The sequence below is a fragment of the Paraburkholderia hayleyella genome, assembly GCF_009455685.1.
Taxonomy (GTDB): Bacteria; Pseudomonadota; Gammaproteobacteria; order Burkholderiales; family Burkholderiaceae; genus Paraburkholderia; species Paraburkholderia hayleyella.
In genome coordinates this window covers 2,366,710-2,379,993 of sequence record NZ_QPES01000001.1, presented here as the reverse complement: position 1 = coordinate 2,379,993, position 13,284 = coordinate 2,366,710, and the positions used below count along the sequence as shown (strand labels likewise).

The 13,284-nt window shown below is 61.9% G+C and carries 10 protein-coding genes and 1 pseudogene; 10 read left to right on the top strand and 1 reads right to left on the bottom strand.

Annotated features, from left to right (window positions below):
* Positions 1–109: 109 nt before the first annotated feature.
* The 10 genes and pseudogenes from GH657_RS18595 (at position 110) to ftsB (ending at position 12,735) form a co-directional block, all read left to right on the top strand.
* Entirely contained in the window at positions 110–1,165 is a 1,056-nt protein-coding gene (locus tag GH657_RS18595) for a hypothetical protein (RefSeq protein ID WP_153100711.1), read from the top strand.
* Between the two features lie 286 nt (positions 1,166–1,451).
* On the top strand, positions 1,452–2,708 hold the full coding sequence (locus tag GH657_RS10505; RefSeq protein WP_153100710.1) for a lipoprotein-releasing ABC transporter permease subunit: 1,257 nt from the start codon (positions 1,452–1,454) through the stop codon (positions 2,706–2,708).
* Complete coding sequence (lolD, locus tag GH657_RS10500; protein WP_174769929.1) at positions 2,701–3,483, top strand: lipoprotein-releasing ABC transporter ATP-binding protein LolD; 783 nt, start codon at positions 2,701–2,703, stop codon at positions 3,481–3,483. The genes GH657_RS10505 and lolD overlap by 8 nt, the downstream gene beginning before the upstream one ends.
* 47 nt (positions 3,484–3,530) lie before the next feature.
* Entirely contained in the window at positions 3,531–4,319 is a 789-nt protein-coding gene (locus GH657_RS10495) for a TatD family hydrolase (protein ID WP_153100708.1), read from the top strand.
* 115 nt (positions 4,320–4,434) lie between these two features.
* Entirely contained in the window at positions 4,435–7,215 is a 2,781-nt protein-coding gene (locus GH657_RS10490) for a DNA internalization-related competence protein ComEC/Rec2 (protein WP_153100707.1), read from the top strand.
* Positions 7,216–7,317: 102 nt separating this feature from the next.
* Positions 7,318–8,117: pseudogene (locus GH657_RS10485) on the top strand (alpha/beta fold hydrolase).
* A 168-nt stretch (positions 8,118–8,285) separates the two neighbouring features.
* A complete protein-coding gene (pyrG, locus tag GH657_RS10480; protein WP_153100706.1) occupies positions 8,286–9,947 on the top strand; it encodes a CTP synthase in 1,662 nt (553 codons plus the stop codon).
* Positions 9,944–10,798 (top strand): 3-deoxy-8-phosphooctulonate synthase, encoded by an 855-nt coding sequence (kdsA, locus tag GH657_RS10475; RefSeq protein ID WP_153100705.1) that lies wholly within the window; start codon positions 9,944–9,946, stop codon positions 10,796–10,798. Before pyrG ends, kdsA begins: the two co-directional genes overlap by 4 nt.
* A gap of 117 nt (positions 10,799–10,915) precedes the next feature.
* A complete protein-coding gene (eno, locus tag GH657_RS10470) occupies positions 10,916–12,199 on the top strand; it encodes a phosphopyruvate hydratase (RefSeq protein WP_153100704.1) in 1,284 nt (427 codons plus the stop codon).
* An 89-nt stretch (positions 12,200–12,288) separates the two neighbouring features.
* Positions 12,289–12,735 (top strand): cell division protein FtsB, encoded by a 447-nt coding sequence (ftsB, locus tag GH657_RS10465; protein ID WP_153100703.1) that lies wholly within the window; start codon positions 12,289–12,291, stop codon positions 12,733–12,735.
* A 142-nt stretch (positions 12,736–12,877) separates the two neighbouring features.
* Here the strand turns inward: ftsB and GH657_RS10460 are convergent, their stop codons facing one another.
* Complete coding sequence (locus tag GH657_RS10460) at positions 12,878–13,264, bottom strand: hypothetical protein (RefSeq protein WP_153100702.1); 387 nt, start codon at positions 13,262–13,264, stop codon at positions 12,878–12,880.
* Positions 13,265–13,284: the final 20 nt, after the last annotated feature.

Below are 13,284 nucleotides of genomic sequence, written 5' to 3'. Positions count from 1 at the left end.
TAGGGCAGCCGGGCCGTAGCCGGTGGGGCGGCGATGGCTGTTGGGCGGTTGGTTGGCACGTGGCCGCGAGGGGGATGGGGAGGCGGACGCCAAATAACTTGGGGAAACGATGGAACGTTTCGCTCGGAATCGTTCCATAGGGTATGTACCGATCAAATTAGGTTTGGGGTTTGTTATGAGTCGCGTCAAAAGTTCAGGTGTGAATCGGTTTCGTCAGCGTCATGAGGTGGCTGACGAGAGATTGAACCAGAATGTGGGGATCAATGGTAGGCGGGTTGGCATCGTTCTTCCCGATGCAGAGCGCAAGTCCTTTGCCAGCAGCGTCAAGCAATTCTTTAGCAACATTTATGGCTGGTTATTTGGCAAGAAGAAAGAGATTGCCGAATTGCCGTCGCAGGCAACCGCCGGCAAGCGTCAAAGCGAGCCGCAGCAGTTGAGTCAGGCCAGGCCGCGGCAGTTGGATCAAGCCAAGCCGCAGCAGTTGGATCAAGCCAAACCGCAGCCGTCGAATCAGACCAAGCCACAGCCGTCGAATCAGACCAAGCCACAGCCGTCGAATCAGACCAAACCGCAGCCGTCGAATCAGACCAAACCGCAGCCGTCGAATCAGACCAAGCCGCAGCCGTCGAATCAGACCAAGCCACAGCCGTCGAATCAGACCAAGCCACAGCCGTCGAATCAGACCAAGCCACAGCCGTCGAATCAGACCAAACCGCAGCCGTCGAATCAGACCAAACCGCAGCCGTCGAATCAGACCAAACCGCAGCTATCGTCGAATCAGCAGTCTTCCAAAAAAGCGTCAGCGAAGAACGAGACACCTTCGCTGGTAACGGCGCTGAAGGGCAAGAACTATGATGAATTTGCTCGTACATTGAAGCTGCAAAAGCCGACTTTGGATACGTTTCTTGGCTTGCTTGAAAATGCCGATGAATTCGGTGGCAGCCGGTCGCTGGAAATGGGTTTGGCCAGATTTATCGAATTAAATACCAAGGAAAACTGGGGATTTTTCCCGGATTCCGAAATAAAAAATAATCCGGCCAAGCTTGCACGATTTAAGTCGTATTTGGATTCGGTTATTTCACAGACAAAAACGAAGGGCGAGGGAGGCGCTATCAAGGAAATAACCCATGCGCTGCTAAACCAAAAAAACAAACGTGTTGTCTGATGAATGAAATAAGTCAATAGCCTTAAATCTTCGCGGCCACGCTCAATCAGCCAGCGCAATACCGTTCACGGGGCGCAGTTCGATCTGAACTGCGCCCCGTTTGTTTTTTGTTGTGCCTCCCGGCGTTCCGCCCAGGACGCTTCACTATCCGCGCGCCCCCCCATCAAGCCGCCGCTGCCCAGCGGGATATGGCAAACTTCGCGTTTGGCCGATTCCGGGCCCATGGCCGCCACGCGCACTCCGCCGTGACTGGCGGCCGCCCTCATCGCACAACCCAGAGGATCGCTTGAAATTTCCCTATGAATGGCAGATCGGCTGGCGCTATACCCGCGCCGGCAAACGCACGACCGGCAATGGTTTTATTTCGTTCATCGCGCTTGTGTCGATGTCCGGTATCGCGTTGGGCGTGGCCGCGCTGATTGTCGTGCTGTCGGTGATGAACGGTTTTCAGAAAGAAGTGCGCGACCGGATGCTTTCGGTGCTGGCGCATGTTGAAATTTTTTCGCCCACGGGCTCGATGCCCAACTGGCAGCTCACCGCCAGTGAAGCCCGGCGCAACCCCTCGGTGCTAGGCGCGGCGCCTTATGTCGATGCCCAGGCGCTGCTGACGCGTCAAGGCGCGGTGAGCGGGGTGGCCTTGCGCGGCGTCGAACCGGCGCTTGAGCCGCAAGTTTCCGATATCAGCCGCGAAATGAAAGGCCCGGGCCAGTTGACCGATCTCGTGCCCGGCGCCTTTGGCATCGTGCTGGGCGCGGATCTCGCCGTCAGCCTCGGCGTGCGGCGCGGCGACAAGCTCACGCTGGTCGCGCCGGAAGGCACCATGACACCCGCGGGCATGCTGCCCCGGCTCAAGCAGTTCACGGTGGTGGGCATCTTCGAATCCGGCCATTACGAATACGACAGCACGCTCGCGCTGATCCATCTCCGCGATGCCGAAGCGCTGTTCCGCCTGTCCGCGCCCACTGGCGTGCGCTTGCGCCTCAAGGACATGCAGCGCGCGCCGCAAGTGGCCCATGAACTGGCGCGCACGCTCTCGGGCGACCTGTATATCCGCGACTGGACTCAGCAGAACAAAACCTGGTTTTCCGCCGTGCAGATCGAAAAACGCATGATGTTCATCATCCTCACGCTGATCATCGCGGTCGCGGCGTTCAACCTGGTGTCGTCGCTGGTCATGACGGTGACCAACAAGCAGGCGGACATCGCCATCTTGCGCACGCTGGGCGCGCAGCCGCGCTCGATCATGAAGATTTTCGTCGTGCAGGGCGTGACGATTGGCTTTGTCGGCACCGCCACGGGTGTCGCGCTAGGGTGCCTGCTCGCGTGGAGCATTCCGTGGCTCGTGCCGCTCATCGAGCAACTCTTTCACGTGCAGTTCTTGCCGCCGTCGGTGTACTTCATTAGCGAGCTGCCCTCCGAACTGGTGGCCACCGATGTCATCCGGATTGGCGTGATCGCTTTCGTGCTGTCGTCGCTGGCGACGCTGTATCCCAGCTGGCGCGCGGCCAAAGTGCGCCCCGCCGAGGCCTTGCGTTATGAATGAGCGTTTTGCTGCGGCTTCTGCGGCTTCTGCTGTTTCCGCTTCCACTTCTCTTTCCGGGCAAACCCCAACCATGTCGCCTCCGTATGTGCTTGAAGCCACGGGTATCTCCAAGACGTTTGTGCAGGGTGGCCTGAATGTGCAGGTGTTGAACAACACGCAACTTGCAGTGCGTCGCGGCGAAAAGCTGGCGATCGTCGGCGCTTCGGGCTCGGGCAAGAGCACGCTGCTGCACGTGCTAGGCGGGCTGGATGATCCCAGTGCGGGCCAGGTGTCGGTGCTGGGCAAGCCGTTCACCCAACTTTCCGAGCGCGAGCGCAACGATTTGCGCAACCACGCGCTGGGGTTCATTTATCAGTTTCATCATTTGTTGCCGGAGTTTTCCGCGCTCGATAACGTGGCGATGCCGCTGCGCATTCGCCGCATGGCCACCGAGGTGGCGCGCCGCGAAGCGCTGGAGATGCTGGAGCGCGTGGGTCTCGCGGCCCGGGCGAAGCATCGTCCGGGTGAGCTATCGGGGGGCGAGCGGCAGCGGGTGGCGGTGGCCCGGGCGCTGGTGACGAAGCCCGCCTGCGTGCTGGCCGACGAGCCGACTGGCAATCTGGACAGCGGCACGGCGGATACGGTGTTCAACCTGATGCTCGAGTTATCCGGGACGTTTGACACCAGTTTCGTGATTGTGACGCACGACACCGATCTGGCGGCGCGGTGCGATCGCATCATGCGTTTGCGCGATGGCGTGCTGGCTGAGGAAACACCGGCTCCGCTGTCATCCTGAGCTTGAATGGGGGTCGCTCTAACATAACCGGGTAACCGGAGGCGCGCATGTGGATCGATACACACTGTCATCTGGATGCGGCCGAGTTCGATGCCGACCGCGAGGCGGTCGCGGCTGCGGCGCGGGCTGTGGGTGTGGCGCGCATCGTGATTCCGGCGGTCGCGCGGGCCAATTTCGATGTTGTCCGGACGCTGGCGCAGCGGCTGGATGGCGCGGCTTACGCGCTGGGCATCCATCCGCTGTTTACGCCACAAGCGCAAGAAATCGATCTTGACGTGCTGCGGCGGCAAATCGAAGCGAGTCTGGACGACCCCTGCTTTATCGGCTTAGGCGAGATTGGCCTCGATTTTTTCGTGCCGGGGCTGGATGTGGCGCGCCAGCAGTTTTTCTATGAAGCGCAACTGGCGCTGGCCCGCGAGTTTGCCTTGCCGGTGATTTGCCATGTGCGCAAAGCGCAGGATCAGGTACTCAAAGGGTTGCGGCGCTATGGCATCCAGTGTGGAATTGCGCACGCCTTCAATGGCAGTTTCCAGCAGGCGCGGGCGTTTATCGATCAGGGCATGCACTTGGGCATGGGCGGCAACGTGACGTTTGAGCGCGCCTTGCAGATTCGCCGTCTGGCGGCGCAACTGCCGCTCGATGCGCTGGTGCTGGAAACCGATTCTCCCGATATCGCGCCCGCCTGGCGCTACCGTCAACGCAATACGCCCGACCAGATCCCCGCGATTGGCGCTTGCCTTGCGCGCTTGCGCGCTCTCGACGATACCTCGCTTGCCCTTGGCACATCGGCTAACGCGCTCGCCGCATTGCCGCGGCTCGCGCTTTCGTCCGCATAATCGACGCTGCGGGTTCAAGCGGGACGGGGACGTTTTCTGATTCGATGTGATTTCGATGTGATTTCGAAGTGATTTGATTCGTCCAGACTCCGGCGTGCAGCCAGACGGAGGGCGAATGAGAGCGGTGTGGTGCGGTTTTGCCTTGGGCGTGATGGGGTTGCAGCAGCAGGCGGCGTTACCGGGCGTGTGTGGCGTCTGGTGGCTGCTGGCGCTGGCCGGCGTGGCGCTGGGCGGTGCCGCTTGGGGCATGTGGGGCGGGTCGGGCGGTAGCCGCTGGCGTGTGCGTGGCGGTTGGTGCGCGCTGGGCTGTGCGGCGTTTTGCAGTGGCTTCGGCTATGCCGCATGGCAGGCGCATGCGCGCCTGGCGCTGAGTTTGCCGGTGGCCTGGGAAGGGCGCGAGATCGAGGTGATTGGCGCGATCAAGGGGCTGCCCACGCGTGATGCAAAGGGCGTGCGCTTTCTTTTCGAGGTCGAGGCAACCAGCGCGCGGCTCGCGCATTTTCCTCAAATACTGCAACTATCGTGGCTCACGCCAGCCCTGGTACAGGGGCTGGCGCAAACGCCAGCATCTGCATCTGCAACGGCAACGGCAACGGTACCGCCTGAACTGGTGCCCGGTGAGCGCTGGCGTTTGCCGGTGCGGCTCAAGCGGCCGCATGGCAATGCCAATTTCGGTGTGCGCGAGGTTGAGGCGGTATGGCTGGCGCGTGCGATCCGGGCGCGAGGTTATGTCAGTGCGCCGCAGTTGGCGCAACGCTTGCCCGGGATGGCGGGCGGCGTTGGCATGCAGGTGAATCGCTGGCGTGCCGCTCTGCGCACACGCATCGATACCGCGCTGGCGCAAGCCCCGCAGCGCGGAATCGTCACGGCGCTGGCACTCGGTGCGCAAGACGCGATTAACCAGACCGACTGGCAGGTGTTGCGGGCCACCGGCACGAGCCATCTCGTGGCGATTTCGGGCATGCATATCGGGATCGTCGCGGGTTGGGCCGGGTGGCTGGCGGGCGGATTGTGGCGGGGCCTGGCGCGAGTCAGGTTCAACGGGGCGCTTTTCATGCCCGCGCCGATCGTGGCATGGCTTGCGGGTGTGCTGCTGGCCGCCGCTTATGCCGCGTTGGCGGGGTTGAATGTCCCCGCTCAGCGAGCGCTCTGGATGCTCAGCGTGGCGGCGCTGGCGCGGTTGAGTGGCCGTCAGTTGCCGGTTTCGGTGGTGCTGGCGTGGGCGCTGGGCCTCGTGCTGCTGCTCGACCCATGGGCGGTGGTGTCAGCGGGGTTCTGGCTGTCGTTTGGCGCGGTCGCGGCGATTCTCTTCGCGCTCTCGGGCCGTCCGGCCGTGCGCGACCTCGCGCGTGACAGCGAAGGCGAACAGGATGTCATGCGCCGGGATGGCATCGTGCGCGACCTCGCGCACGACAACGCAAGGCCAGGGCTGGCAAGCGATGCCGCGAGGGGCGCGCACGATAGCGCGGAAGCGAAAGCAGAAGCGGAGGCCGGGCAGCCGGGCGCCGCCGAGGGCGGCGGTCATGGCCGGGGCGGCCTGCATGTCCCCACCAGGAGGCGAGGGCGGCGGGCATGGGCGCGGGCCGCGTGGATGGGCTGGTGCGCTGCCGGGCGGCGTTGCCGCACGCATTTGCAGCGCGCCGCGCTGGTGCAGTTTGCCGTGACACTCGCGCTTGCCCCGCTTACCGTGGTCTGGTTTTCGCAAATTCCATTGCTAGGTGTGCTGGCCAATGCGTTCGCCATTCCATGGGTGAGCCTGCTGGTGACGCCGATGGTGTTGCTCGGCGTCGTGCTGCCCGCACCGCTCGATGCTGCGCTCTGGCAGGGCGCGCATTTTTTGCTCGCGGTACTGATGCGTTGCCTGCAGTTCGTGGCGGGGCCGACAGGGACGCTCTGGCGCTTGCCCCAGCCCGATCGCTGGGCGCTGGCTGCGGCGCTGGCGGGCGTGGTGTGGTGTCTCGCACCACGCGGCTGGCCGCTGCGCTGGGCGGCGCCGCTGGCCTGGTTGCCCTTGCTCTGGCCGATGACTACCGCACCCGCGCCAGGCACCTTCCGGCTTACTGCACTGGATATCGGCCAGGGCTCGTCGATTCTGGTCGAAACCGCGCGCCACAGGTTGCTGTTCGACGCGGGGCCAGGGCCGGAGTCGACTCACGCGGGCGAACGGATCGTCGTGCCGTTTCTTCAGGCGCAGGGCATGCACACGCTCGACACGCTGCTTATCAGCCACGCGGATTCGGATCATTCCGGCGGCGCCCCAGCCGTGCTGGAGAGCATCAAGGTGCGGCAACTGCTGGCGGCGCTCGTGCCGGGCAATCCGCTCTGGGCCGAGGCGCGCTCGCGCGGGGCCGACACCGTGCCGTGCGCCGCAGGCCAGCGCTGGCACTGGGATGGCGTCGATTTCACCCTGCTCTGGCCCGATCCGGGGCCCTTGCAAGGCCGTCCGAATGCGCATAGCTGTGTGCTGCGTATCAGCATCGCTCATGCCGCTCATGCCACGGGTCCGGCAAAGGCCCCCGGAATGCGTGTCCGTGCCGCGCCGGGCATGGCGGCGCTGCTCACCGCCGATATCGAAGCCGCGGCAGAGCGCCGCCTGCTCGAGCGCGATCCGCAGGCCCTGCAAGCGCAAGTGCTGCTCGTGCCGCATCACGGCAGCAAGACCTCTTCGACAGAGCCTTTCCTCGACGCCATCGATCCGCAACTCGCGGTTTTTCAGGTAGGCTACCGCAGCCGTTTTCATCATCCGCACCCTTCGGTCTGGGCGCGCTATCAGGCCCGGCAGATCGAACTCACACGCAGCGACGAAGACGGCGCCGCGCGTATCGACGTCACGCGCGCAGGCCTGGTGCTAGAGCGCTATCGCAGCATGCACCGGCGCTACTGGATGGATCCATGAAGCCCCCCGGTACCCGGTCTGAGAGGCTTTGATGCGTTTGCTACCTTGACGCATGCGCTTGTTAAAAAAGCTTGTCAAAAAATTCAGCGGAAGACATCGCATTTGAAAGACATCCTGCATTTCTCGCACGCCAATGGGTTTCCGGCTTCGACTTACCGGACGCTTTTCGCGGAACTCGGCGACGACTACGACTTGCGTTTTATCGAACGCATCGGCCACGACAGCCGTTTTCCGGTGACCCGCGACTGGCCGCATCTGGTCGAGCAGCTCCTCGACGATATCGGCCGCGCGTATGAGCGGCCTGTGTGGCTGGTGGGGCATTCGCTGGGCGGGTATCTGTCGCTGATGGCGGCGCTGCGCCAGCCGCACTGGGTGAAGGGCGTGGTCATGCTCGATTCGCCAGTGATTGCAGGCTGGCGCAGCCGTGTGCTGCGTGTGTCGCAATGGACCGGGCTCGATGAGCGGCTCTCGCCGGCTGCGGCAACCGCCAGGCGCCGCACGCAATGGGCGAGCCGCGATGAGGCGTGGCGTCACTTTCGCGCCAAGCCCGCGTTTGCCCGCTGGGATGAGCGGGTGCTGTCGGACTACGTCGATTTCGGCATGCCCCAGGTAGCGCCGGACGGTGCGCGGAGGCTGGCCTTCGAGCGCCATATCGAATATCTGATTTACAAAACCTTGCCTCATACCTTGGGGCACGGCTGGCGCACGGTGTGCCGGTGCCGGTCGGGATGATCGCGGGCACGCAGTCGAAAGAAGTGCGCCAGGTCGGGCTGGCGGCAACCGGGCGTATCACCGGAGAGCATCTCGAATGGATCGAGGGCACGCATCTGTTTCCGATGGAACAGCCGCTCGAAACTGCCCGGGCGCTCCAGTGCATGCTGCAGGCGCTGCGGCGCGGCTAAGCCGTTTAAGCTGCCGCAGCGGCTAGCGTAGGCGTGGGGTGGGCGTCAAGCGGTTCGAGGTGTATCAAGGCGAAAAATCGAGGCGGGATCAGTGCGGGAACACCTTGTTTGCGGCTGGTTGGGGCGCGCCTTTACGGTATAATCCGTTTTTCCCGCGAGCATCCAGCGATGACCAAATATGTTTTTGTCACCGGCGGCGTGGTTTCTTCCCTTGGAAAGGGTATTGCCGCCGCCTCTCTCGCCGCGATCCTCGAATCGCGCGGTCTCAAAGTCACACTTCTTAAGCTCGATCCCTACATCAACGTTGACCCCGGCACGATGAGTCCGTTTCAGCACGGCGAAGTGTTCGTGACGGAAGATGGCGCGGAAACCGATCTTGACCTTGGCCACTACGAGCGCTTCATCAGCACGAAGATGCGCAAGGCCAATAACTTCACCACGGGCCAGATTTACGAATCCGTGATCCGCAAGGAGCGCCGGGGCGATTATCTGGGCAAGACGGTGCAGGTCATCCCGCATATCACCAACGAAATCCAGGCTTTCATCGAACGCGGCGCCGCCTCCGCAACCTGCGGCGAGCCCGATGTGGCGATCGTCGAGGTGGGTGGCACGGTGGGCGATATCGAATCGCTGCCCTTTCTCGAAGCGGCACGCCAGATGAGCCTGCGCATGGGCCGCAATAGCGCGTGTTTCGTGCATCTGACTCTGGTGCCGTTCATCGCCACGGCGGGCGAACTGAAAACCAAGCCAACCCAGCACAGTGTGCAAAAGCTGCGCGAAATCGGTATTTCACCGCATGTGCTGCTGTGCCGGGCTGACCGCCGTATCCCCGACGACGAATGCCAGAAAATCTCGCTGTTCTCGAACGTGCCGGAAGATGCGGTCATCTCCGTCTGGGACGTCGACAGCATTTACAAGATCCCGCAGATGCTGCATGACCAGGGCCTCGACGCGATCATCTGTGAAGAACTCAAACTCGCTCCCAAGCCTGCTGACCTGTCGTTGTGGGCCGATCTGGTCGACAAGCTCGACAATCCGCAACACGAAGTCACGATCGGGATGGTCGGCAAGTACGTCGATCTGACCGAGTCCTACAAGTCGCTGATCGAGGCGTTGCGTCACGCTTCCATTCATACGGCGACCCGGGTCAAGATCGAGTACATCGATTCCGAAGAAATCGAAGCCAATGGCGTCCAGTGCCTCGCGCATCTCGATGCCATTCTCGTACCGGGCGGCTTTGGCCGGCGCGGCACGGAAGGCAAGATCGCGGCCATTCGCTATGCCCGCGAAGCCCAGGTGCCTTATCTGGGTATTTGCCTTGGGATGCAACTGGCGGTCATTGAATTCGCGCGCGATGTGGTGGCGCTCGAAGGCGCCAATAGCACCGAGTTCGATGCGGCCACGCCTAACCGCGTGGTGGCGCTGATCACCGAGTGGTACGACCGCGAAGGCCGCGTAGAAAAACGCACCGAGGAATCCGATCTCGGCGGCACGATGCGCCTGGGTTCACAGCGCTGCCCCGTCAAGCCTGGCACGCTGGCCGAGGCTATTTATGGCCAGGACGTGAATGAACGTCACCGCCATCGTTATGAAGTCAATAACCGGTTTGTGCCGCAACTTGAAGCGGGTGGCCTGGTGATCAGCGCGCGCACGCCGAGCGAAGACCTGCCTGAAATGATGGAGCTGCCGCGCAGCATGCATCCCTGGTTCGTGGGCGTGCAGTTTCACCCTGAATTCACTTCCACGCCACGCGATGGCCATCCGCTGTTCAAATCGTTTGTTGAAGCCGCGCTGGCGCGTCAGCAATCGCGTGCCGGAGAAAAAGCATGAAGCTGTGCGGATTCGAAGCCGGTCTTGACCAGCCGTTTTTCCTGATCGCGGGCACGTGCGTCATCGAGTCCGAACAGATGGCGCTCGACACCGCCGGCAAGCTGCAAGAAATCTGCGCGAAGCTCAAGATCCCGCTCATCTACAAATCGTCTTACGACAAGGCTAACCGCAGTAGCGGCAAGTCGTTTCGCGGCCTGGGGATGGACGAAGGCTTGCGGATTTTGTCGGAAGTCAAGCGCCAGCTCGGTTTGCCGATCCTCACCGATGTCCACAGCGAGCCTGAGATCGAGCCCGTGGCCGCCGTGGTGGATGTGCTGCAAACCCCCGCGTTTTTATGCCGCCAGACGGATTTCATCCATGCATGCGCCCGTTCGGGCAAGCCGGTCAATATCAAGAAGGGCCAGTTTCTCGCGCCGCACGACATGGTGAATGTGATCGACAAGGCGCGCATCGCCGCGCGCGAGGCGGGGCTTTCCGAAGATCGCTTCATGGCCTGCGAGCGCGGCGCGTCTTTTGGTTATAACAATCTCGTGTCCGACATGCGCTCGCTGGCCATCATGCGTGAAACCGGTGCGCCCGTGGTGTTCGATGCCACGCATTCGGTGCAATTGCCAGGCGGGCAGGGCACGAGCTCCGGCGGACAGCGCGAGTTCGTGCCGGTTCTCGCACGCGCGGCGGTGGCGGCGGGCATCGCCGGCATTTTCATGGAAACGCATCCCCATCCGGCCGAGGCAAAATCAGATGGGCCGAATGCGGTGCCGTTGTCGCGCATGGCCGACTTGCTCGAAACCCTGGTGATACTCGATCAGGCCGTCAAGCGTATGCCGCTGCTCGAAAACAACTTCAACTGAGCTGATTCAACCGTGTCTGGCGCAGCATGGACAGGTGTCACCTGCCCATGCTGCGCATCGATGTGATGCAAACCGGGCCGTCGCCATCAGAATTCAACGTCATTTCTTGAGGAAATCATGAGTGCAATCGTAGATATCATCGGCCGCGAGATTCTCGATTCTCGAGGCAACCCCACCGTCGAATGCGACGTGCTGCTTGAGTCCGGGACCATGGGCCGTGCTGCCGTGCCGTCGGGCGCATCGACCGGCTCGCGCGAGGCCATCGAGCTGCGCGATGGCGAAGCGGGCCGTTACGGCGGCAAGGGTGTGCTCAAGGCCGTGGAACATATCAACACGGAAATCTCCGAAGCCATCATGGGGCTCGATGCGTCGGAGCAGGCGTTTCTCGACAAGACCCTGCTCGAACTCGATGGCACCGACAACAAGTCACGCCTCGGGGCAAACGCGATGCTGGCGGTGTCGATGGCGGTCGCCAAGGCCGCCGCTGAAGAAGCGGGCTTGCCGCTGTATCGCTACTTTGGCGGCTCGGGCGCGATGCAGTTGCCGGTGCCCATGATGAACATCGTCAACGGCGGCATGCATGCGAACAACAGCCTGGATATTCAGGAATTCATGATTGTGCCGGTCAGCCAGCCGACCTTCCGCGAGGCCTTGCGCTGCGGCGCTGAGGTGTTCCATGCGCTCAAGAGCATCCTGAGCGGCCGTGGCATGAGTACAGCGGTGGGTGACGAGGGGGGGTTCGCGCCGAATTTCGGCAGCAACGACGAGTGTCTGTCCACCATCTTGCAGGCGATCGAAAAAGCGGGTTATCGCGTGGGTGAAGACGTGTTGCTGGCACTCGATTGCGCTGCCAGCGAGTTTTATCACGATGGCAAATACCAGTTGGCGGGCGAAGGCCTGCAATTGTCATCGGCGGAATTCGTCGATTACCTGGCCACATTGGCCGATAAATTCCCGATTGTCTCGATCGAAGACGGCATGCACGAAAGCGACTGGGATGGCTGGAAACTGCTGACCGATCGCCTCGGCAAAAAAATTCAGCTCGTTGGCGACGATCTCTTCGTGACCAACACGCGCATTCTGAAAGAAGGCATCGACCGGGGCATTGCCAATTCGATCCTGATCAAGATCAATCAGATCGGCACCTTGACGGAAACCTTCGCCGCTATCGAAATGGCCAAGCGGGCAGGCTATACCGCGGTGATTTCGCACCGCTCGGGCGAAACCGAAGATTCCACGATTGCGGATATCGCGGTGGGCCTTAATGCAGGGCAGATTAAAACGGGTTCGCTGTCGCGTAGCGACCGTATCTCGAAATACAATCAGTTGCTGCGCATCGAAGAAGACTTGGGCGATGTCGCCAGCTATCCGGGCAAGTCGGCGTTTTACAATTTGCGCTGAAGCGTTGATCGGGTTTTTCTCCGTTAATGTTTTATTCACCGCCGCCCTGCGTATAGCGCAGGGCGGCGCGTATTATTCGCGTTGAATTCATGAGGCTTGTTACCGTTGTTCTGGCCGTTCTGCTGGTGCTGATCCAGTACCCATTGTGGTGGGGACATGGCGGCTGGTTGCGCGTGCATGACTTGCAACAGCAACTGGCGCTGCAGCAACAGAAGAACGATGAGGCAAAAGTGCGCAATGAACGGGTCGAGGGCGAAGTGCGTGACCTGCAAAATGGCACGGCCGCGGTTGAAGAGCGGGCCCGCTATGAGATGGGCATGATCAAGGACAGCGAGGTGTTCGTGCAGTTTGTGGCGTCGGATGCTTCCGTGCCGCAAGCCGTGGACAAGGCGAGCCCGGCAACCTCAGCGGTTTCGACGCGAGGTCAGGTCTCTGCGGCGCCTGTGCGGGTAGTGCCGAATCCGGAATCACGTGTGCTCAGGGCTGAGAAAAAACACGCCGCTAAAAAAGAACCCAAAGCCAAACATGCGGGCTAAGCGGTAAGCGGTTTTCAGCCACTTCTCAGCCACTTCTCAGCCACTTCTGACGGAATGCCACCGGCCCCTGATCCGGCTGCGCTTTTTCAACGCGCGTTTGGGGTCTGCCTGGGGCCTGCTTGAAGCCTTGGCCTTCCTGGTATTACCAACCCCAACCCCAGCCCCAACCGGGGCCATAGTTGTAACCGATTCCGGTGCCCCAGCCGCGTCCCCAGCCACCGCCGTAATAACCGCCATAGACCATCGTGGGTGGTGCGTAATAGCGGGCATAGGCCTGTGCGGCTGCTTCGGCAGCGATGGCCTGGTTTTGCTCCGTCATCACCTGGCGGTCGATGGCGTCGTAACGCTGGCGTTCCTGCTCGGTGAGCGGCTGCACGCCATTGGGCAGGCCCGACTGATCGGCGGGCAGGCGGCTATAGATCGGCGAGGGGCCGGGTGGTGTGATGACGCAGCCCGTCATCAGCGTGAGGCCGCAGAACGCGAGCGGCAGGGCGTATGCGGACTGTTTGATACGGGTTAAGAAAAACATAGAGGTTTTCATGTGATGGT

What these genes read in the sequence shown, in the direction of transcription:
- GH657_RS18595 (WP_153100711.1), top strand. Translation starts at nt 110, where the DNA reads ATGGAACGTTTCGCTCGGAATCGTTCCATAGGGTATGTACCGATCAAA.
- lolD (WP_174769929.1), top strand. Translation starts at nt 2,701, where the DNA reads ATGAATGAGCGTTTTGCTGCGGCTTCTGCGGCTTCTGCTGTTTCCGCT.
- GH657_RS10495 (WP_153100708.1), top strand. Translation starts at nt 3,531, where the DNA reads ATGTGGATCGATACACACTGTCATCTGGATGCGGCCGAGTTCGATGCC.
- GH657_RS10490 (WP_153100707.1), top strand. Translation starts at nt 4,435, where the DNA reads ATGAGAGCGGTGTGGTGCGGTTTTGCCTTGGGCGTGATGGGGTTGCAG.
- pyrG (WP_153100706.1), top strand. Translation starts at nt 8,286, where the DNA reads ATGACCAAATATGTTTTTGTCACCGGCGGCGTGGTTTCTTCCCTTGGA.
- kdsA (WP_153100705.1), top strand. Translation starts at nt 9,944, where the DNA reads ATGAAGCTGTGCGGATTCGAAGCCGGTCTTGACCAGCCGTTTTTCCTG.
- eno (WP_153100704.1), top strand. Translation starts at nt 10,916, where the DNA reads ATGAGTGCAATCGTAGATATCATCGGCCGCGAGATTCTCGATTCTCGA.
- ftsB (WP_153100703.1), top strand. Translation starts at nt 12,289, where the DNA reads ATGAGGCTTGTTACCGTTGTTCTGGCCGTTCTGCTGGTGCTGATCCAG.
- GH657_RS10460 (WP_153100702.1), bottom strand. Translation starts at nt 13,264, where the DNA reads ATGTTTTTCTTAACCCGTATCAAACAGTCCGCATACGCCCTGCCGCTC.